Genomic DNA, 21,082 nt, shown 5'->3' on the forward strand with positions numbered 1-21,082 from the left:
CCGCTACTCTTTAATCGAATTATACAAACCGACTATCGGTTTGTAAATAAAAAAATAATATATAATCCCTAATGGGCTCCCGAACGCTTCCCCCATAATGAAAGCATTCGTAGAGATCTGCCTTAAAGAAATAGGATTTATCCAGTCTCTCTATTTTCTTCTCTATTGCATGACGATATATTATATAGGTAGTTATTAATTTAGCATTTAAAATTTAACCGTTTACATAAGGTAATCAGGGAGGAATCATCTTTTATATGGATATTGTTCAAGCTTTAATTACATGTATGCCTTTCTTTCGAGATACGATTCGTCAGGATGTAACCCTCTCCGTTATTGATCATGAAAAATTCTTATATTTCTCAGCAGGAGAATCATTAAAGCAACTGAATTATCAACCCGGCGACCCTCTATTAGATGTAAATCGAAATTTTGCTGATCTCAACGGCGGTACAGTCAAACGATTCGATCACTATCCTAAAGATTTGTTTGGTGTTCCTTTTGATGTAGCTTTTATTCCTATTAAAAATGAACAAGGTGAAGTCATCGCCCTATTTAATCTGCTCTACAGTATGGATGACCAGGACCAGCTGCAACAACTCATGGATGTTACCGAAAATCTGACCAACCAGTTAATTGACAGTGTACAGCATGTAGCTGCACACTCCGAGGAACTCAGTGCCACAACCGAAGAGATCCGGAACAACTCCAAACAAGCCGTACAGAAATCAGGAAATGTAACTCAGATCGCCAGTTTCATTCGTGAAATCTCCGAACAGACGAATCTGCTCGGCTTAAATGCGGCCATTGAAGCGGCTCGTGTAGGTGAAGCAGGTGCAGGTTTTGGCGTTGTTGCCAAAGAAATTCGCAAACTGTCTGTGGACACCAAGGAAGCGACGGCCCGTATTGAAGATTCTCTTCTATCCGTTCGACAATCCATTCAGGGCATGGAGAATGAACTGGGTGAGATCACGGCAAGCTCTCAAGAGCAGGCTGAACTCGTAAACAATTTCATGAGCACAATTGAGCAGCTGAACGAAACCAACAAACAATTGAAGCAATTTGTGCAAAAAATGATTACGTTTGACGGAAAATAAAAAGGCGTACAGACGAACAAAAGCCTCCGAATGCATTCGGAGGCTTTTCCATGTGCTATTGACTTAACGAATCTGGAAATGGCTGATACGTACACCTGCCGACAGCACAATGTATACATCCTGCGCGCCTGATGCACCTGTGAGTTCTGCCTTCACGGTAGACCACTGTTGGGCTGCGCCTTGTACCAGTTCCACACGTCCTGCGAGTGTACCATCCGGTGAGCCGAGTCGCACTTCCAACACAGCGCCAGCTTGTTCTGCGGAGACACGTGCTTCCATTGCTGCTGCCCCACTACCCAGATCGGCATCTTTGAAGGCAATCCATCCTTGCTCTCCAACTACACGGACAGCACTGCCACCCTCTTTGCTCTCATCCAGATCAACACCCAGGTAAGCATCATAATTCTCGGCACGGGTAGCCACGCCTAGATTACGAGCTGGGATCGTCTCTCCTTCTACCGTGAGGTCTGCAGCCAGTTGAACATCGGAAGATGACTTGGCCACCATAATAGAGTAAGTTCCACTTTCCACGACATATCGATCACGTGTTACATCCCAGATTGCCAGTTCCTGAACAGGCAAGGTAAAGCTGACTTTAGCTGTAGCTCCCGCTTCGATAGGAAGACGACGGAATCCTTTTAACGTTTTGAGTGGACGTTTCACCCGGGATTTGCCTGCACGAACGTACAACTGCACAACCTCGTCACTGGCGATTGAACTGGTATTGGTCACATCGACGGTTACCGTTACGTTGCCCGCTGTATCAACTTGAGCTGGGTTAAGTTCCAAATTGCTGTATTTAAACGTTGCATACGTCAGACCATGTCCAAACGGATATAGTACATTGCCTTCAAAATATTGATACGTCCGACCGGATTGAATGATATCGTAATCCTTGATGTCGGTCAGTTGATCTGCGGATTGTACCCATGTCATGTTCAGACGGCCTGCTGGCGCATAGTCGCCATACAAAACGTCAGCTACTGCGTTACCCAGTTCCTGTCCTGCGTGTGAAGTATACAATACCACAGGGATGTTCTCCTGAACCCAATTGGACGTGAACGGATAACTACCTACAATGACGACAACTGTGTTCGGGTTCGCGGCATAGACCGCCTCAACCAGACGTTGCTGGGATTCGGCGAGATCCAGACTTGGACGGTCAATCTCTTCTTTCCCGTTTACAAGCGGATTATTACCAACAAAGACAATCGCCGTTTCCGCAGCCTTGGCAGCTGCTACCGCTTCCTCAATTCCGTTCACAACCACATCCTGCTTGAATGTTTCTGTGGCACCGAAAGTCTTCAGTTCTTCTGACACTGCGAATGCATCGTTTCCACCATTAGGTGCAGTCACCGTTTTTCCATTCCATGTAGTCAGACCTATACTGCCATCCTGTTGTGGCAACAGGTGGAATACTTCTTTCACGAACCAGCCGTACACTTCATCAGCGGAAGCTGTTACGGTCTCTTCATCAGTCGTTAAATATTTGCCGTTGCTTTCGGCCTGCAAAGTATAACTTCCGAAGCCCCAGTCGGACACCATGAACGTCTCCGCTTCTCCCGATGCAATAACAGGTGATTTCTCACCATCCGCCAGTCCAATCTTCTTCCCATTGGCTACGGAAGTTAACGTAATGCGATCATTTCCATCTTTGAACGCCACGTTATCGCTGCCTACTTTGCCACGGATTGCTTCAAGCGGGGTTACGTTATACGGCATGGTACCTGCATACCAGTCACGATAGACGGTTCCGCCCAATTGACCAATCACAGCCACTTTACCTGCCTTCGTTTTGTCCAGCGGCAGTGTGCCTTTGTCGTTTTTGAGCAATACCATTTGTTCTCTCGAGGCTCTGAGCGACAGTTCTTTTGCTTTCTCCGTCATCATGGACTCTTCACCAATAGCAGCGTATGGGTTGCCTTCTTCCGGATCGAACTCTCCCAGACGGAAACGCACACGGAACGTATTAAACAACGCCTTGTCGATGTCATCCATCGTGAGTGTGCCTTGTTCCAACCCTTCACGCAGTGCCTGTTTGGACAGCTCAGCATCATCGGTGATGCTATCAATTCCTGCCTTTACGGACTCTACCGTACCCGGTGTGTGGGAATCATAGTACTGATGATCGTTCTTGATGCCCATTACGTCGCCTGCATCACTGACAATGAAACCATCCATGCCCCATTCGCCTTTGACAATCTCGTTTACAAATGGATGCAACAACGCTGGTGTACCATTAATGGAGTTGTACGCAGTCATCATGGACTGTGCGCCGCCTTCTTTGAATGGCTTCTCGAACGCCTTCAGATAATATTCACGCATGTTGCGGGGATCAATGCTGGACGAACCGCTTCCACGATCCACTTCGTTATTATTCGCAAGAAAATGCTTCAACGTAGCTACCGCTTTGTAGTACTTCGGATGGTCGCCCTGAATTCCTTTGACCAATGCTGTCGTCAGCTCCGCTGTCAGTTCCGGATCTTCACCATACGCCTCTTCATTCCGTCCCCAGCGTGGGTCACGTTCCATATCTACTGTAGGTGCCCACAGCGTAAGCCCGTTCACTGCCGGATTGCGTTTATAAAATACACGTGCCTCGTCTCCGAGAACGGAGCCAATCTCCTTCATCAGATCCGCATCCCATGTGCATGCCAGCCCCACCGGTTGTGGGAAAGATGTTGCTTCTCCAAGCCAGGCCAGGCCGTGTGCTGCTTCTGTACCATGTTTGTAAGCAGGCACACCCAAGCGATCTACTGCTGGCTGATATTGCAGCATGGATTCGATTTTTTCATCTTCAGTCAAGCGGGATACAAGATCTTTCACGCGGGAATCCAAGTCTAGTGCTGTATCTTGAAACGGATATTTCGTTTGGTTGGTGGTCATAGTGAATCTCCTTTGGTTATCGGTAGTTAGGACGTTTCTCAAAACTCGCTAAATTCAAAATGATAGCGAATACATACATTAATAAAAAATGAGGGTGAATTCGGATGAATTCTTTCTTCCAATGGATAGATTAACCCTTTTATAATCAACGTTTCCGGGTAAATAATTCTATCTCCTCCCAAAACCTAAAACGGTTTCGGTAATCCTATCATATAGCATGTTTAACAAAAAAAACAGATGTCCTGCGCAGGAAATTGTGAACATCTCCTATGCAAAATCTGAACCGCACCGTTTTTTCCTGGCATAGTCTGGCAATCATGATTAAGAGTACAACGATGTGCACTGAACGATATGCGAATCAACCGAATGAAGATAAATAAGGAGGAAGACTAATGAGCGACAATCAGCATCCCAAGACGGGTCTGCCGCCCGTCCCCGAATCACTGTGGCGTGCTACGCATAAATTCAATGCCTATCCGAAACTGACCGAAGATATCACCGCCGATGTAGCGATTATCGGTGCCGGTATTGCAGGGATTACTACCGCTTATCTGTTGGCCCAGACGGGTATGCGTGTGGTCGTACTGGAGGCTGGAAAAGTGTTGGATGGCACGACCGGTCATACCACTGCCAAAGTATCTGCGCAGCACGGCGTCATATTTGATGAGATTATGCATCACTTCGGACAAGAACAGGCCCGGATGTATTACGAAGGCAATGCCGAAGCCGCCAAATGGATGCGCAGTCTGGTGAAGGAAAAACAGATTGATTGCCAATGGGCAGAGGAAGATGCCTACGTCTATATTCAATCAGAGGAAAACATCAAAAAACTGGAGATCGAGCTGACCGCCTATGGCAAACTCAATATCCCTGGTGAGTGGGTAGACCCGCTCCCTATTCCAGTTCCCGCCAGGGCAGGTATTCGCATGCCGAGTCAGGCACGCTTTGATCCGTTGGCCTATCTGCACTACTTGCTCCATTCCGCTGTGAAACAAGGGGTACAGATTTATGAGCATACGACAGTTACGGATGTAGAGGAAGATGCTTCACTGCATGTCAGAACTTATGGAGATGGCCCATCTGTTACGGCTGAACATGTCGTCGTAGCTTCCCATTTTCCCGTCTATGATCCTGGATTTTATTTCACACGATTACACGCAGAGCGATCCTATGCTGTATTAGTCGAACCGGAGAAACCCTATGCTGGTGGCATGTACATCTCGGACGATACACCGTACCGATCTCTGCGTACTGTCCTTCATGATGGAAAAGAACTCATTCTCTTCGGGGGAGAAAATCACAAAACCGGACAAGGCATCTGTACCTTTGGTCATTATGAACGCCTCGAGCAGTTCGCGGCGGAGACATTTGGCATTCGCAACATTCCATATCGCTGGTCAGCCCAGGATCTAATCTCCATTGACAAGGTGCCTTACATCGGACCGATTACGGGAAGACATGAACGTGTCTACGTGGCGACCGGTTTTGCCAAATGGGGAATGACGACGGGTACAATGGCCGGGCACCTTCTCGCAGATCGCATCACTGGACGTGACAATCCTCATGCCGCTGTATTCGATCCGGCAAGATTCAAAGCTGACCCTGGCATGAAGCACTTTATTGTGGAAAATATGAATGTCGCCAAGGAATTGATCTCTGGCAAAGTGGGTATTGTGCACAAAAGCGTTAGCGATATTGGCGAAGATGAAGGAGCTGTCGTTCGTCATAATGGTAAACGGGCTGGCGCCTACAAGGACACCAGTGGAAAGCTGTTCCTGGTGGATACCACCTGCACTCACTTGGGGTGCGAAGTCGAATGGAACAAAGGCGAGCGTTCATGGGATTGCCCATGCCATGGTTCCCGCTTCAATTATGCAGGTCATGTAATTGAGGGCCCTGCTGTGGAAGATCTTAAAGTTTTGGACGTACAGGATTAACGTGTAGAGATAAATCGATAAGTCACAGATACAAAAGTTCATCTCTCAGACCGGATCGGAATCCGCCTTCAGGCGGAAGCAACCGATCCGGTTTTTGCTTATGCTGAATGATAGCTAAACAAACAGCTTCGGCTTGAGCATCAACATCCTACGAACAAATCAACGATATTTCAGGATACGGAACTATTTTAAAATCACTACCTTGCATTAAACAGTACTGAATGCTATGATGAATTCACCACTACTGAATAATAAACACTAGCGATAAATGAGGCTATTAAGGAGGAACCTGTGTGAATGTGAACATCCAGTTCAAAAAGGGAGTATTAGAGCTGTGCGTCCTGGTATTAATCAACCGCCAGGATCGGTATGGCTACGAACTGGCTCAGGCGGTCTCCAAACATATCGAAGTTGCTGAAGGTGCGCTGTATCCTTTGCTTCGCCGGCTTGTGAGTGACGGTTACTGCACCACCTACCTGCAAGAATCAAGTGAAGGTCCGCCGCGCAAGTATTACCGACTGTCCGATACAGGTCGCGACTACATGACGGCACTGACGACGGAGTGGAATGAATTTGTGCGCAATGTCGCAAATCTGATTGAGGAAGGAACTCACAATGAATAGACAACAATTTATGCAAGCCATGGAGATTCATCTACGGCCAATGGAACCGCAGGAACGAGCCGAATTGCTCGCAGATTATGATCAACATTTCGAGCTTGGACTCAGAGAAGGCAGACTGGAAGAAGAGATCGCTCGGGAACTGGGGCAGCCCGAAGAAATCGCCAAGGAAGCACTCGGTGATCGTTATGACGCTCATACACCAGGTTCAGATGCATTCTATGCACCGACATATCAGGAAATGCGGTCTCCCAGAAATAGCACCAAAGCTACTCGCAACTTCTTCACAGCCATCGGCCTGTTATTCCTGAATCTCATACTTGGCATCCCTCTCGGTCTAACCCTGTGGTCCGTGTGGCTTACGATTGCCAGCTTGTCCTTACTCGTGCTTGCACCTGTCGCAGCGGTTGTGGACTTCGTGTTCTTGGGTCAACTCGATAAGGCTGAGATTTTCGTGGCGATTGGCGCATTCGGTGTCGGCATTTTGTTTGCCCTTGCAGCGAAGTCCGTTTATAAAGCCTTCAAAAAAATCACTCTTCAATACATTAAATGGAATAAAAATACGATGAAAGGGGATGTATCCGCATGAGTACCAAGAAATGGATTTCTTTAGCCGTGATCTGTATCGGAATCGGTTTGCTCGGAACATCCATCTATGGCGTTCAGTTCGGAGATCAACGGGAGAGCTATTCCAAACGATGGGATTTCAAGGCGAATGAATTGCAGAATATTATCATGAATGCTAATTTCAGTGCAGATATTGAATTTGTCGTAAGTCCGGATTCGAACGGATATATCGAAGTGGATGGAAAATTTGACCCTGCCGTAGTCAAAAGCTTCGAACAAGCCACTATATCCAAAGGCACCTTCCAACTGTCCCAGACAGAACGTGAACGATTGCAATTCTTCACCTTGTACTGGAATGATCGATACTCCACAATAACCGTGGCCCTGCCTGAAGGACACCAATTAAATGAGGTTACGCTGGACTCTTCTTCAAGTGACTGGCATCTGACGGACCTGACTGCCAAACAGCTTGAGCTGAATAACACCTCAGGTTCCATACGTCTGGAAAACATCAAGGTACCCACTATTGAACTTTCTCTAACTTCAGGTGACATTAACGCTTCATTTATTAATGGAGACATGACCGTGAAACAGACATCAGGAAGCTTCACTGCTGATCAGGTAGCTGGTCATGTAAATAGTAAGATTCAATCAGGAGATATTGAGATCACTGAGTTAAACGGTGCAGCCGATGTTCAATTCACTTCAGGTAGCATTCATATTGAACAATCCCATTCCGCACCGATTAGTGCATCTGGAACATCAGGCGATATTTTCATTCAGGCTGCACCTGATTTTGAAGGAATCTATGATGCTAAGGCTACTTCCGGAGATGTAGATGTACCTGAATCGCCAATGGTGAGCCGGGAAGTGATTAAAGCCCGTACCTCTTCTGGCAGCATTGAGATTACCAAATAGTGATGAAGCAAATTTCCGAACTGTGGGTAATATAGTATAATCAAATGCCAGTCCAATTCTAAGGAGGAATTATCCACATGGAACTTAAAAATAAAACAGCTATCATCACAGGTGCCGGTAAAGGCATCGGTCGTGCCATCGCTGAAGCACTTGCCAAAGAAGGAGTGCACCTCGGCCTTATCGCTCGCACCGCTTCGGATCTTCAGGCTCTGCAGCAGTCTCTTAGTCAAGAATACGGTGTGAAAGTAACCAGTGCTGTGGCAGATATCTCGGATCGCACACAGGCGGAAGCCGCTGTAGCAGCCATCGAGATGGAACTCGGAGCGGTGGACATCCTGATTAATAATGCAGGCATCGGAAGCTTCGGTACATTGCTGGAAATGGACCCCGAAGAGTGGGAACGCATTCTGCATGTGAACGTTATGGGTACATATTACGTCACTCGCTCCGTGCTTCCAAGCATGATCAAGGAAAGTAGCGGCAGTATCATCAATATTGCTTCCACTGCAGGTGAGCGTGGGTTCGCTACAGGTTCGGCATACTGTGCATCCAAGTTTGCTCTACTCGGCATGACCGAATCTCTGATGCAGGAAGTGCGCAAGTCCAACATTCGTGTAACCGCATTGACACCAAGCACAGTTAATACGGAGCTTGCGTCCAATGCCGGACTGAAAATTGGCGACGAAGACCGCATGATGCAAGCGGAAGATGTAGCTGAACTTGCACTCGCAACGCTCAAGCTGTCCGATCGTGTCTTCGTTAAAGCCGCAGGCATCTGGACAACGAATCCACAATAGATAGCGTGCTTCTGACCTTCCCAGTTCGTTAGAAATATAAAAAGGACGTCTCCATTGTACATGTATGCATGTCACATGTTCATGACTAGGGAGTCGTCCTTTTTGCATTCTACAAATGATCCAAACCTAATTCCTTGGACACCGCAATGAGCACCACGGCGGGCTCCTCACCGATATTGGTTACTTCATGGGGCACGATCGCATTCCAGGTGAACGAATCACCCACTTCAAGAACTTCCACATCTTCGCATTGCTCCGCCCGAATCTTGCCCTGCAACACCAGATGGCTTTCTTCCCCCGCATGTTTGCTAACCCCTGTCGATGCGCCTGGCGGCAATTCTACAATGGACATGCGCATGGCGCCTTTGGCGGTAAGGTGCTGCACTTTGATCTGTCCACTACCGGCCGTCGTTTCCTTGCGTTCGTTTTTGCGTACCACGTTCATCCGTTGCTCCGGTGTCAACAGCAAGTAGGGAAGTGGCACTTCCAGATAATCCGCAATACTTTCAAGCGTAGCAATGGAAGGTGACGTTTTGTTATTTTCCACGTTGCTGATAAAACCTTTGGACAACCCCGTGCCCTCGCACATCTGCATGATCGTAATCTGTTTCTGCTTACGGATTGTTCGAATAGCCAAGCCAATATCCATCATGCGTCCCTCCCCTTCTAATGATCTTCTTCAGGTTATTTATTCGGCGTGTGACTCAACAAATATAATTCGGTTGCCACACGGATCAGTCACGGTCATTTCTCTTGAATTCCAAGGTGTCTCCTCAATACCGGGTCTGGAATATGTGTACTCTTGCAAAATAAGTTTATCCCGTAATGCATCCACATTGTCTGTCTCCACGCGCAAGGCAGCACCAGGTGTGCAATCTCCATGATGTTCGGACAGATGAATCACGATGGAATCGAGCGAAACCTGCATGTACAAGGGCATATTCGGTTCGAATCGATGTTCCCAATCCAATTGGAAACCCAGGTATTCAAGGTAGAATTCTTTGGCCTTTTTTTCATCAAACATCCTTAGAATAGGCACGATACTCTTCAACATCCGGATCACGTCCTCGGGAATAAATTATGACCATACGCAGCGACACTTCTTTTAGAGCTATTCAAGGTTTCTTATAAACAACATATATTCATCATACAAAAAAAGTATTGACCCTACAATCAAACCATGATAGATTTTGTTCATAAATAAGAATATTTATTTCATATTGGTGAACTTCATCATGCAGCATCAGAATAATATATGTAACTCAATCCTCATCAGGTGGTGTTTTCAATGAATTCTCCTTATATACATGAAGTCCGATTACCGTCTCATTACAATCCAGATCAACGTTATCCTGTCATCTTCGCCTTACATGGTATGGGATCAGATGAGCAAGATATGCTTCGTTTGATGGAGCCTATGCAGTCTGATTTTATTATCGTCGCCATCCGTGGGCCAATCGTTCAGGGTAGTGGTTATGCTTATTTTCAGATCAAAAGCATCGGCAATCCCATCCGTGAATTGTATGATGCCTCCGTGCTGGGACTGCAACAGTTGATTGTTGATCTGTCCGGCAAATATGCGATTGATCCCAAGCGGCGTTACATCGCCGGATTCAGTCAGGGTGCCATTATGGCAATGACCCTATCACTGATCATGGGAGATGCCATTAAAGGCATTGTAGCCATGAGTGGGTACATCCCGCAATTTGTGAAAGACGAGTACAAGCTGCAACCCGATTCGGAACTGTCTGTGTTTATCTCGCATGGGGATCAGGATCATCTATTCCCGCTGCAACTGGGCGAAGACAACGCCAATTTCTTCCGTCAACATACCCATCACGTCACGTATGTACCTTACAACAGTGGGCATCAAGTGACACCCGATCTATATCAACAATTCCAACAATGGCTCCGGATAGATGCAAATGTGACTACCGAAGACCCGAAAGGACTGAATTCATAATGATGCCATCCCTGTTTATTGCTCACGGTGCCCCATCACTGGCACTGGAGGAGAATGCGTACACCGAATTTTTACAGAAACTCGGACAGGAACTGCCAAGACCCAAAGCAATCGTATTGTTCTCTGCTCACTGGGAATCCACAACTCAGCTTGTATCCTCAGTAGCCAATTACGAAACCATCTATGATTTTGGCGGTTTCCAGCCCGAGCTGTACCAGATCAAATATCCAGCTCAAGGAAAGGCAGAAACCACTGCCGATGTAGAGCTGTTATTGCAAGAAGCCGGGATTCCAGTACAGACGGATGATGTCCGTGGCCTAGATCATGGCGCTTGGGTCGTTCTGCGCCTGCTCTACCCGGATGCGGATATTCCCGTAATTGCCTTGTCTGTGAATCGCTATCTGACAGGTGAGCAGCAATATCAGGTCGGACAGGCGCTCGCTTCCTTGCGTGAGCAAGACATTCTTGTCATTGGCAGCGGCGGAACCGTTCATAACCTGCGTCGATTGAACTGGGAAAGTAACGGCGTTGACCCGTGGGCATCCGAATTCGACAACTGGCTGCATGACAAGCTGGTGAGTTGGGATACGGAGTCTCTCTTCTCCTATGATAAATTGGCACCTTCAGCTCAAGCGGCCGTACCTACGCCGGAGCATTTTGTACCACTACTGCTCGCCATGGGTGCAGGTCATCAAAATAAGCGGGCATCGCTCCTGTTCAAAGCCTATCAGTATGGCAACCTGAGCTTGTCCTGTTGGAAATTTGATTAAAGAGGACGATGTGAAAAGCTAGTTTCATTTATATAGTTGATAAAAGTAAGCGTGGTTTACAGGGGATTGCCCCTGTAAACCATGCTTATTTGTTGTTAGGAGCGACTTTCATGAAAGCTGTACATCATTGATTGGGATGGAGCCAGGTGTGCTAATTACGCAACAACCACCTTAGAATAATGAGACCATTGTAGTATGTAAGCAAGGACTCCGGTTTCTTGTGTGCTTTTGCGGCTTATAACTATAATATGAGGTGAAATCAGGCAGAGTTTGCTCGCATAACACTCGCCATATTATTTGAATAGCTCATACGGAGGGGAAATGCATGCCAGAACAGCGTATATATGAATTGATGGATGAACTGGATATGTTGCTGGAGGAGAAGGTACAAGATGAGGAAAACCGGGAGCTCTTGGAGGCATATCGCCAGTTTGAAGGTGTGACGGATGAGCAACTTGACGCATTCGAGCATGAACATGGCATTCGTTTACCTGCTGATTTTCGTGCGTTTTATAAACGTAAAAATGGAAGCGGTTATGGCTTTCACGTCTTGTATCCAAGCCTTGAGGAAGGACGGGAAACTGAGCCATTTTATCTATTGTCCTTGGAAAGGATTCAAAAGGGGCAATCCACGCTGGTGGAGAACCGCATGGATGATTATTTTACCGAAGAAGAGATCGGAGAACTTGACCCCCGAATCAAACCCTACCTTTTTCAGAAAAAATGGGTTACGTTTGGCATGCTCGGAGGTGGATCACTGTATCTGATGTTCGACTTTGATCCGACAGAAGAAGGTTCGTACGGGCAGATTATTATGTACATACATGATCCGGATTTTGTATATTACGTGGCTGGGACATTTACGGAATTGTTGGAACAGTCCAATCGGAATCTACGTGCCTTGGAGGCCATTGAGTACTAAGGAAGTGTAAGTTACTTCAGCTGTAATCTCTTCACTTCCTATGGATTACATTAATCCATGATGATATGACCTTTTTTGCATAATGCTGGGATATGTCAAAGCGGTTATAATAACATTTAGTGGAAATGCACAACCTATGTAGATGAGGACTACCTTTTCTACACATTACATTGATCTGGGAGGAACATACGAAGTGGCTGAACAACCAAAGTCTGAGAGCTTTATGTCTCTCGTCAAAAAGGGGAACACCTCCTCCGCCGTTGCGATGGCAGGTAATGCTGTACTTGCTGTGTGCAAAGGGGGAGCTTTCCTATTCAGTGGCAGTGGCGCCATGTTCGCTTCGGCGATGCATTCACTCGCTGATGCCATTAACCAAGGGTTTGTCTTTGTCGGAAGTGTGTTATCCGAGAAAAAACCTACACGCCGCTTCCCAACCGGATTCGGACGGGTCATTAACATTTTCTGTATGATCGCTGTTATTGTTGTGACGATTATGGCCTATGAGACCATTCATGAAGGGATTCACTTGCTACAGCATCCTGCCGGTCATTCCGGGGGACTCTGGATTAATATCGGTGTGCTCGTCTTGAACATTCTGATTGATGGGGCCATTCTGATCAAAGCCATGAAGGAAATCTTAAAAGAAGCGCGGGCACCCAAAGCCGCCGGATTGGCCCTGGTCCCTGCTGCCATCAAAAATGTTGGCCGTGCTGCGCCACCAACCCGTCTCGTATTCTACGAAGATGTTGTCGCTGTACTGGGTGCCACGCTAGCGTTAATCTCTGTCGTGGTCATTGCCTTAACCAATTTTGCATTGCTTGATGGCATTGTAACCACGATTATTGGATGCTTGATGATCGCTGTAGCATTCCGTGTCGGTTACGATAATATGATCGGATTAATTGGTGTTGCGGCTCCGCAGGATATTGAGGACAAAGTATCCCAGACCATTCTGGCAGATACGCATGTTGCCGATATTCAGATGATGCGTATCATTCAGGAAGGCCGTTATTATCATGTGGAAGGTCTGATTGAGTTAACCAAAGGACTCAGCCTGGCGGATGCGGATGACATCAAGTTCCGGATTCAGGAGAAACTGATGACGAACCCTGACATCGCAGATGCAGCCATCTCCATCATTGAGGATGACGGCGTGAACAGCTGGGGCAAGAAACATTCAGATGTGGTGAAATAACAAGCTACGTTTTGGATAAAAAAAAATGACAGAACCCACTCTTCAATAGAGTGGGTTTTTAGTATATTCAACTATATACTCTTTTACAAAGAGGTCGTTGCCCTTACATGCTTACCTAGACTTTGGTCTAGGTTCACTTTAACTCCAAAGACGGAGGATAGACATTTCCACTTCATGGTATGCTGTGAGTAACGAAAGTAATTGATCTACATACGACTGTTCGGAAATTGACCTTGTATTGAGAAGGAGAGATATTATGGCTAAACGTACGATCCTTGCGCCTGTTCTCATTTTGCTGGGCGTGTACCTGATTCTGAACCAGGGAGGTTCACTCGGTCCGGGTACGATCTTTGCGACCTTCTGGCCCACGTTATTCGTGATTCCACTAGGACTGTTCTTCCACTGGCTCTACTTCTCCATGATTGGCAGAGGGGTTGGACTGCTGGTTCCCGGTGGATTGTTGCTCACTGTGGGTATTGTCTGTCAGATCGCCATGCTGTTTAACAACTGGGGTACGATGTGGCCGGGCTTCATTCTGGCTGTAGCTGTGGGTTTGTTTGAACTCTACTGGTTCGGTGGTCGGAACAAATGGTTGCTGATCCCCATCAACATTCTGACGGTTATCTCGCTGCTGTTCTTCGCTGTGATGTCGATTGGCACGATGCTGAGCAGTTTGAGCTTTATCCAGCCTTTTGTAGCGATTGTACTGATTATGGGTGGGGCATGGATCATGGTGGGTCGCAAAAAGCGCATGTAACCCTTTATTCGTTTCCACTTGATCACTGCGGTGACAGAACAACTTCGGATCGCTGTTATCCCCGGATTTTTTTGATTCCCCTTTACAATGGGAAAATCCGGTGATAAAGGCGAACGCTCCGCTTCCTTCGTTTGTTCTGTCCCCTCCGTTAACGTGTGCACGAAAAAACATAACCTGCGCTTTTGCTCTGAAGTAGGTAATATAAAAAGGGTAGCTGCTCATCATTCAGAATGAAATGACGAGCAGCTACCCTTTTTGTCTTTTTTGAGGATCTAACGAACTGTGTACATGCTATTAGCGGTTATTTACCTGCATTTGAGTTTTAACGAATCAGAGAGACGTTATTCTGTATGAATAGCGGCATATTACCGCTTATCACCCACTATATGAACCAATAACGCTGCTGAGATTCGTTAGAATTCGTAATCGAAGTTAATCAGCTCAATAAGGTGCGGTAGATTCGTTAACAGATCCAACGTACATACAACGTTGAAATTGAAACGCACGTTCATTCCGATACATCATCAGGATGATATATCGGAGTGAACGATGACAGCGTCATGTGTATCGAAACACATGCGCAGAAGGCAGCTTAAGAAGCTGAATCCTCCACAGCATTTGCTGAAATCAACCCAGTGAATACCTCTGCAATTGGTCTCATACGATGCATTCCACTCCGTTGCATTGCAACCATCGCGTCCCCGTTTATTCAGCCAATTTGCCTGACGTCCCTTATTTACTATGCATTTTAAACTCCAGGAACAGGTCATTATAATGCGAGAGCATTTTTTTACCCAGATTATCGTAGACCTCCAGCTTGCCTGTCAGTGTCTCGTCTGGATAGAAGCGCTCATCCTCGGAGATGTCCTCTGGCAGTAACTTCAGCGCCTCAGCGTTTGGCGTAGAGTACCCGACATACTCGGCATTGCGAGCGGCATGGTCGGGGTCCAACATGAAGTTGATAAACTGGTGTGCCCCTTCAATATTAGTCGCCGTCTTCGGAATAACCATATTATCAAACCAGAGGTTTGAGCCTTCTTCCGGCACCATATAATCAAGCTTGTCGTTCTCATCCATAATCTCCGACGCATCCCCGGACCATACAAGTCCAACTGCCGCTTCCTCGTTCGCAAGCAGCATCTTGATCTCGTCTCCGACAATTGCTCTGACGTTCGGCGTCAATGTAGACAGCTTCTTCAGTGCTTCTTGCAGATGGTCTTCGTTGGTATCGTTCAGGGAATACCCGAGACTGTTCAATCCCATGCCAATGACTTCGCGTGCGCCATCAAGGAGCAGGATTTGATTTTTCAGACGTGGGTCCCACAAGTCATTCCAGCTATCAAACGTCAACCCGTCCACCAGCTCAGGATTGTATACAATCCCCACCGTGCCCCAGAAATAAGGAATGGAGTACTTGTTGCCTTCATCAAAGGACAAGTCCATGAATCGCGGATCAATGTTGTCCAGGTTGGTTAATTTGCTATGATCGAGTGGCACGAGCAGGTCTTCTTCTTTCATTTTGCTAATCGCATATTCAGAAGGAATCGCCACATCAAACGTCGTACCGCCCTGCTCAATCTTGGTCAGCATCGCTTCATTGGAGTCAAACGTCTGATAGATGACTTTAATGCCTGTCTCATCCTCAAACTCCTTGAGCAGATCAGGATCGATATAATCGCCCCAGTTATAGATGGTTAGTGTGTTGCCGCCAGAATATCCCTGACTCTTGTTCAGATACGAAGCCAGGATCATCAGGGCAAACGCGGCCAAAAAAACAAGCGCAAATGTCCGTACCAGTTGCTTCATGGTCGCAGCCCCTTTCCTCCGGGAGGTATCCGTGTTGCACGGCGGTTAATGAAGTAATATCCAACCACCAGCAGCACCGTGAGCAGGAATAACAGGGTAGACAACGCATTGATGGACAACGAAACGCCCTGCCTTGCTCTGGAGTATATCTCTACCGAGAGCGTGGAGTATCCATTACCCGTGACAAAGAATGTTACTGCAAAATCATCGAGCGAGTACGTCAAGGCCATGAAAAATCCGGCAAAAATACCGGGTTTCACATATGGCAGCACCACACGCGTCAGAATCTGCCATGATCCAGCGCCCAGATCGCGCGCCGCATCCATCAGTGTTGGGCTCATCTCCTGCAGCTTTGGCAGTACCATGATGACGACAATCGGCACACTGAATGCGATATGAGACAGTAGGACCGAAGTGAAGCCCAGTTTGATGCCAATCATGGTGAACAGAATCAGGAATGAAGCACCAATGATGACATCCGGACTAACGATGAGCACGTTATTGAGTGACAGCAACGTATTCTTCGTTCGTTTGCGACGCACATGGTAGATCGCCAGTGCTCCTGCTACACCAAGGATCGTCGAAATCGCCGATGACAGGAGTGCAATGATAAATGTATTCAGCACAATGATGAGCAGCCGTGTATCGGCGAACACCTCTCTGTACCATTCAAGCGTGAATCCTTCGAAGCTGCGCATATGACCGCCGCTGTTGAAGGAATAGAAGATCAGATACGCAATTGGTGCGTACAGAATGGCGAATACAACGGCCAGATAGACGTTAGACAGCTTTCCGTTTCTTCCCATTACGCACCTCCTTCTTGCCTGATCCGGTCAGGAACATAATAATCGCCATCGCAATAATCAAAAAGACGGCAATCGTTGACCCCATCCCCCAGTCCTGGGTGACGAGAAAATGCTGTTCAATCGCTGTTCCCAGCGTAATTACACGGTTTCCCGCAATCAGGCGGGTAATCATGAACAGGGAGAGCGCAGGAATAAATACAGCCTGACAGCCTGATTTCACTCCGCTAATCGTCAGCGGAAAGATCACCCGGCGGAATGTCAGCCACGATGAGGCTCCCAGATCTCGCGCCGCGTAGATCAACGATGGATTCATCTCTTCCAGCGCATTGAAGATCGGCAGAATCATGAATGGAATGAAGATGTACACCGAGACAAAGATAAAACTGAAGTCGGTGAACAAAATCTGCTGTGTGCCAATCCCCACCACTTCAAGCAAGGAGTTGGTCAGACCATACGTTCCAAACAGGCCGATAAAGGCGTACGCTTTTAACAAAAGATTGATCCAGCTTGGCAGAATGATCAGCAGCAACCACAGCTGCTTGTGCTTCGTCCGGGTCAGCATATACGCCGTTGGATACGAGATCAGCAGCGAGAACGCCGTAATCAGAAATGCATACCAGAACGAACTGAGCGTCATCTGCAAGTACACCGGCGTGAAGAACCGGGCGTAGTTGCCAAACGTGAAGTTACCCTCCACATCGAAGAACGAATAATAGATGACCAGCAGAACCGGCGCCACAACGAACAACACCATCCATAATACATATGGAATCAGATACGCATTGCGTGTGCTGGCCTTAGTCTGCATGAGCGGCCTCTTGATAAGCTTCGAGTCGTTTGTCGAACTCTTCTTCAGTCTCGTTAAAGCGCATGACGTGCACCGCTTCCGGGTCAAAATAGAGTCCAATCCGCGCGCCAACAACGGCTTTCTTCGTTGAATGAACAAGCCACTCATTGCCCGCATCGTCGTACGTGGATATCTCGTAATGCACCCCGCGGAATAATTGGGAGTCCACATTGACCTTGAGCTTGCCCTGTTCTTCCGTTGTAATCTCCAGATCCTCTGGGCGAATGACAATCTCTACCGGCTCGTCCGGCTGGAGACCCTGATCGACACACTCGTGCTGTGCGCCAGCGAATTCCACCACAAAGTCCTGCTTCATTCTGCCCGATACAATGTTCGATTCCCCAATAAAATCCGCTACAAAACGGTTAATCGGCTCATCATAGATATCGTTCGGTGTACCGCTCTGTTGAATGACGCCGCCATTCAGGACAAAGATCTCATCCGACATCGCCAAGGCCTCTTCCTGATCATGCGTAACAAAGATAAACGTAATACCCAGTCGCTGTTGCAGCTCCCGCAATTCATACTGCATCTCGGTCCGCAGCTTCAGATCGAGTGCAGACAAAGGCTCGTCCAATAACAGGATTTCTGGCTCGTTCACAATTGCGCGTGCGATCGCAACACGCTGCCGCTGTCCGCCAGACATTTCGCCAATTTCACGGTTTTCATAACCGGACAGATTGACGAACTTGAGGGCTTCCAACACTTTGCTGCGAATTTCAGCCGTTTTCATCTTTTTGATTCGCAAACCAAAAGCTACGTTCTCAAATACATTCAAATGTGGAAATAACGCGTAATCCTGAAATACGGTGTTCACCTGCCGCTGGTGAGCAGGCACCCGGTTAATGAGCGCACCATTAAAATAAATACTGCCCTGAGTCGGCTCCGCAAAACCGGCAATCAGCCTCAATATCGTTGTTTTTCCGCAGCCCGATGGGCCAAGAAGCGTATAAAATTTACCCCGCTCAATCTCAAAGCTGACTGCCTTCAATACGGCTTCATCCTGATCGTATTGCTGAGTCACCGCTTCGAAGCGGATAATCGGTTGTTGTTCTGACATGCTTCACATCGCCCCCTTATACTTGAGGTACCTCTTTAATTCTGTACACTTTCGTTCATGCATCCTTATAGATAACCCATCTATTATATATGATTCAGGTATAACCGCAATGGTTTTGATGTAAACGCCGCGTGTCATTTTCTTCTTATTCTCAAAAATCCTGCATACATTACGGGTATATGTCGATATCTACGCATTCCTTTGGGATATGAAGCACGTTTGGGATTCCATTTTATATGTGAAAGGAGTCTTGGCTCTTGGATATTCGTCGTAATCTGCCTTTGCTGATAACGATTTGTTTCCTTAGTCAGATGGGCGGGTTCATGATCCTGCCCCTGTTTCCTTTGTTTATTGAGGAATTTGGCCTGTCTGCCTGGATGATGGGGGTTATTTTTGCGCTTTTCTATGTGGGGAAAGTGATTGGTGGCATTCCTGCTGCGGCAATTTATAAGAAACTCGGGGGTAAACGTGCTCTCATCCTCATGCTGTTACTGCTCGCTGTCTGCATGGGTGGCTTTGCGGTGTCTACTGCTGCGGTGTTGTTCGGCCTGCTCCGACTGCTGCAAGGGCTGGCTTCCACCGGGCTTACCGTGGTCGTGCGTTCCATCATCGGAGATGGGGGCAATGCAGACAACCGCGGCCTGTATAATGGATATATCAGCAGCAGTGAGGGTGGCGGAATGGTGCTCGGTCCGGTTATTAGTGGCTGGCTCGCGCTGCACTGGCCTCTGTCAGTTCCTTTTCTGCTTGTTACGTTATGTTGTCTGATGGCTGTGGTCGCTGCGATGGGAATGAAGACAACAACGGCACCTCCTTTACCTTCAACAACATCCGATGCACTGCATACGCAAGGTACGGGTATCTCCCAATCCAATCAAGCTTCCGGCTCAATAACGATTAGCCCAACTACAGAGCTTACCCAGCGTCAGCAGCTTCTCGGCTATGGTACAGTACATTTTCTGGAGATGAGCGCCTATGCGGTGTTTCTCACCTACTTCGCATTGTATGCAGCTCACATCATGCATTGGGACCCCTTTGCAACCAGTCTCGCCTTCACTGTATCCGGGATTTCTACGCTTGCCGCTGCACCCTTTGTTGGTTATCTCTCTGACCGGATGGGGGATCGTCTGTTGCTATGTATGCTCGGCATGTTCCTGATTGGCATCGAAGTTGCTGTATTTCTAAGCACGTCATCCCATCTATGGGTCTACGTTGGCATGCTGATTGGCGGGGTTGGCGGGGCATGTTACATGGACTCGTTCTTTGCCCATGTCGGTGATCATATCCCCGATGAGAGTCGAAGCTCTGTCATAGGCAAAATTGTCTCTGCGGCTGAGATTGGCTCCATCGTATCCCCACTGGTTGCAGCGCTGCTGATGGAGGTTGGTTCGCTGTACTCCGTGTTTGTGTTCAATCTGTTGCTGATTGCTGTTGCTATTGTAGTTCAAGCCGTGATGCGCAGACGGTACAAGACAAGACGGGTGTAAACGCAAAAGGGAGACGTCCCACAAGTCATGAATATGACGGAGGTCATCCCTTTATTGGCAAGATTATTTTCCCAATAATGTTGCGATGTTCACTGCATTTTCTTGGGTTTTGCTTTTTAAGTAAGGGTCAGTCCTGTCAGGTAATTCGGTTGGTTTGTAAAACTTTGCTTCAAGAACTTCCACCCCATCTGGCTTCAATTCTCCCTCATACTCCGTGCAAACATAACCAATGACCACATTGTAGTATTCATGCCCGTTTCTTAATTTCGTATATAACTCTTTTCCTGAGAAGACGCCATACAGATGAAGTTTCTTAATCTCTATCCCAATCTCTTCTCTGACCTCTCGTATTGCAGACTCTTCCACCGATTCGCCGAGCTCCATAAATCCACCCGGTACTCCCCAAGTGTCATCCTGATGTCGAACCAATAGAATCTCACCCGTCTTATTCAAGATCAGTATACTCGGTCTCACCAGAATAACAGGAGCATTGCCAATCATTCCTCGCAACGTTTCAATGTAACCCATGGATTGTTGTTCCCTCCCTTATGTGAAGCCATGACCTCATTATAGGCATGTTATATATTTCCATATAGAGAAAAAATCTTCTTTGTTTTTTCCTATTTTATAGCCCTTTATTTGATAAA

20 protein-coding genes are annotated in these 21,082 nt (G+C 47.2%); 12 read left to right on the top strand and 8 right to left on the bottom strand.

Going from position 1 to position 21,082, the window contains the following annotated elements; translation table 11 throughout:
- The first annotated feature begins 257 nt into the window (after window positions 1-257).
- Complete coding sequence (locus MKZ12_RS27810; protein ID WP_339257779.1) at window positions 258-1,097, top strand: methyl-accepting chemotaxis protein; 840 nt, start codon at window positions 258-260, stop codon at window positions 1,095-1,097.
- Between the two features lie 63 nt (window positions 1,098-1,160).
- Here the strand turns inward: MKZ12_RS27810 and MKZ12_RS27815 are convergent, their stop codons facing one another.
- Window positions 1,161-3,983 (bottom strand): glycoside hydrolase family 3 C-terminal domain-containing protein, encoded by a 2,823-nt coding sequence (locus MKZ12_RS27815; protein ID WP_339257780.1) that lies wholly within the window; start codon window positions 3,981-3,983, stop codon window positions 1,161-1,163.
- Between the two features lie 392 nt (window positions 3,984-4,375).
- Between MKZ12_RS27815 and MKZ12_RS27820 the strand changes: the two genes are divergently transcribed.
- The 5 genes from MKZ12_RS27820 to MKZ12_RS27840 all read left to right on the top strand — a co-directional run bounded on the left by MKZ12_RS27820 (window position 4,376) and on the right by MKZ12_RS27840 (window position 8,822).
- Window positions 4,376-5,920: an FAD-dependent oxidoreductase gene (locus MKZ12_RS27820; RefSeq protein ID WP_339257781.1), complete on the top strand. Its 1,545-nt coding sequence runs from the start codon at window positions 4,376-4,378 to the stop codon at window positions 5,918-5,920.
- Window positions 5,921-6,213: 293 nt separating this feature from the next.
- The gene (locus MKZ12_RS27825) at window positions 6,214-6,543 is read left to right on the top strand and encodes a PadR family transcriptional regulator (RefSeq protein ID WP_339257782.1); all 330 of its coding nucleotides are present in this window, start codon (window positions 6,214-6,216) and stop codon (window positions 6,541-6,543) included.
- A complete protein-coding gene (locus MKZ12_RS27830; protein ID WP_339257783.1) occupies window positions 6,536-7,129 on the top strand; it encodes a DUF1700 domain-containing protein in 594 nt (197 codons plus the stop codon). The genes MKZ12_RS27825 and MKZ12_RS27830 overlap by 8 nt, the downstream gene beginning before the upstream one ends.
- A complete protein-coding gene (locus MKZ12_RS27835) occupies window positions 7,126-8,025 on the top strand; it encodes a DUF4097 family beta strand repeat-containing protein (protein ID WP_339257784.1) in 900 nt (299 codons plus the stop codon). Before MKZ12_RS27830 ends, MKZ12_RS27835 begins: the two co-directional genes overlap by 4 nt.
- Before the next feature lie 77 nt (window positions 8,026-8,102).
- Window positions 8,103-8,822, top strand: a complete 720-nt coding sequence (locus tag MKZ12_RS27840; RefSeq protein ID WP_339238429.1) for a 3-ketoacyl-ACP reductase — start codon at window positions 8,103-8,105, stop codon at window positions 8,820-8,822.
- Between the two features lie 109 nt (window positions 8,823-8,931).
- Here the strand turns inward: MKZ12_RS27840 and MKZ12_RS27845 are convergent, their stop codons facing one another.
- Together MKZ12_RS27845 and MKZ12_RS27850 are read right to left on the bottom strand one after the other, a co-directional pair.
- Window positions 8,932-9,471, bottom strand: a complete 540-nt coding sequence (locus MKZ12_RS27845) for an XRE family transcriptional regulator (protein WP_339243225.1) — start codon at window positions 9,469-9,471, stop codon at window positions 8,932-8,934.
- Between the two features lie 39 nt (window positions 9,472-9,510).
- Window positions 9,511-9,876, bottom strand: a complete 366-nt coding sequence (locus tag MKZ12_RS27850) for a glyoxalase superfamily protein (protein WP_339257785.1) — start codon at window positions 9,874-9,876, stop codon at window positions 9,511-9,513.
- Between the two features lie 234 nt (window positions 9,877-10,110).
- On the opposite strand from MKZ12_RS27850, the gene MKZ12_RS27855 reads away from it, so the two are divergent.
- The 5 genes from MKZ12_RS27855 (at window position 10,111) to MKZ12_RS27875 (ending at window position 14,429) form a co-directional block, all read left to right on the top strand.
- Complete coding sequence (locus tag MKZ12_RS27855; protein ID WP_339257786.1) at window positions 10,111-10,785, top strand: alpha/beta hydrolase-fold protein; 675 nt, start codon at window positions 10,111-10,113, stop codon at window positions 10,783-10,785.
- The gene (locus MKZ12_RS27860) at window positions 10,785-11,555 is read left to right on the top strand and encodes a class III extradiol ring-cleavage dioxygenase (RefSeq protein ID WP_339257787.1); all 771 of its coding nucleotides are present in this window, start codon (window positions 10,785-10,787) and stop codon (window positions 11,553-11,555) included. Before MKZ12_RS27855 ends, MKZ12_RS27860 begins: the two co-directional genes overlap by 1 nt.
- Before the next feature lie 325 nt (window positions 11,556-11,880).
- On the top strand, window positions 11,881-12,477 hold the full coding sequence (locus MKZ12_RS27865; RefSeq protein ID WP_339257788.1) for an SMI1/KNR4 family protein: 597 nt from the start codon (window positions 11,881-11,883) through the stop codon (window positions 12,475-12,477).
- Between the two features lie 193 nt (window positions 12,478-12,670).
- The gene (locus MKZ12_RS27870) at window positions 12,671-13,672 is read left to right on the top strand and encodes a cation diffusion facilitator family transporter (RefSeq protein ID WP_339238437.1); all 1,002 of its coding nucleotides are present in this window, start codon (window positions 12,671-12,673) and stop codon (window positions 13,670-13,672) included.
- A gap of 256 nt (window positions 13,673-13,928) precedes the next feature.
- The gene (locus tag MKZ12_RS27875) at window positions 13,929-14,429 is read left to right on the top strand and encodes a hypothetical protein (protein WP_017691802.1); all 501 of its coding nucleotides are present in this window, start codon (window positions 13,929-13,931) and stop codon (window positions 14,427-14,429) included.
- A 732-nt stretch (window positions 14,430-15,161) separates the two neighbouring features.
- Here MKZ12_RS27875 and MKZ12_RS27880 read toward each other — a convergent pair.
- Genes MKZ12_RS27880 through MKZ12_RS27895 form a run of 4 tightly spaced genes read right to left on the bottom strand, consistent with a single transcriptional unit; the run spans window position 15,162 to window position 18,948 of the window.
- Window positions 15,162-16,235, bottom strand: coding sequence for an ABC transporter substrate-binding protein (locus tag MKZ12_RS27880; protein WP_339257789.1), 1,074 nt, complete (start codon window positions 16,233-16,235; stop codon window positions 15,162-15,164).
- The gene (locus MKZ12_RS27885) at window positions 16,232-17,041 is read right to left on the bottom strand and encodes an ABC transporter permease (protein WP_062836831.1); all 810 of its coding nucleotides are present in this window, start codon (window positions 17,039-17,041) and stop codon (window positions 16,232-16,234) included. Before MKZ12_RS27885 ends, MKZ12_RS27880 begins: the two co-directional genes overlap by 4 nt.
- Window positions 17,016-17,849, bottom strand: a complete 834-nt coding sequence (locus MKZ12_RS27890) for an ABC transporter permease (RefSeq protein WP_017691799.1) — start codon at window positions 17,847-17,849, stop codon at window positions 17,016-17,018. The genes MKZ12_RS27885 and MKZ12_RS27890 overlap by 26 nt, the downstream gene beginning before the upstream one ends.
- Window positions 17,839-18,948, bottom strand: coding sequence for an ABC transporter ATP-binding protein (locus tag MKZ12_RS27895; protein WP_124116634.1), 1,110 nt, complete (start codon window positions 18,946-18,948; stop codon window positions 17,839-17,841). Before MKZ12_RS27895 ends, MKZ12_RS27890 begins: the two co-directional genes overlap by 11 nt.
- A 257-nt stretch (window positions 18,949-19,205) precedes the next feature.
- On the opposite strand from MKZ12_RS27895, the gene MKZ12_RS27900 reads away from it, so the two are divergent.
- Window positions 19,206-20,435 carry an MFS transporter gene (locus MKZ12_RS27900; protein ID WP_339257790.1) on the top strand — a complete coding sequence of 410 codons (1,230 nt, stop codon included), beginning with the start codon at window positions 19,206-19,208 and terminating at the stop codon, window positions 20,433-20,435.
- Window positions 20,436-20,498: 63 nt separating this feature from the next.
- On the opposite strand, the gene MKZ12_RS27905 is transcribed toward MKZ12_RS27900, so the two are convergent.
- The gene (locus MKZ12_RS27905; protein ID WP_339257791.1) at window positions 20,499-20,963 is read right to left on the bottom strand and encodes an NUDIX domain-containing protein; all 465 of its coding nucleotides are present in this window, start codon (window positions 20,961-20,963) and stop codon (window positions 20,499-20,501) included.
- Window positions 20,964-21,082 lie beyond the last annotated feature (119 nt).

The sequence above is a fragment of the Paenibacillus sp. FSL R5-0713 genome (genome assembly GCF_037973325.1).
In the GTDB taxonomy this organism is placed as follows: domain Bacteria; phylum Bacillota; class Bacilli; order Paenibacillales; family Paenibacillaceae; genus Paenibacillus.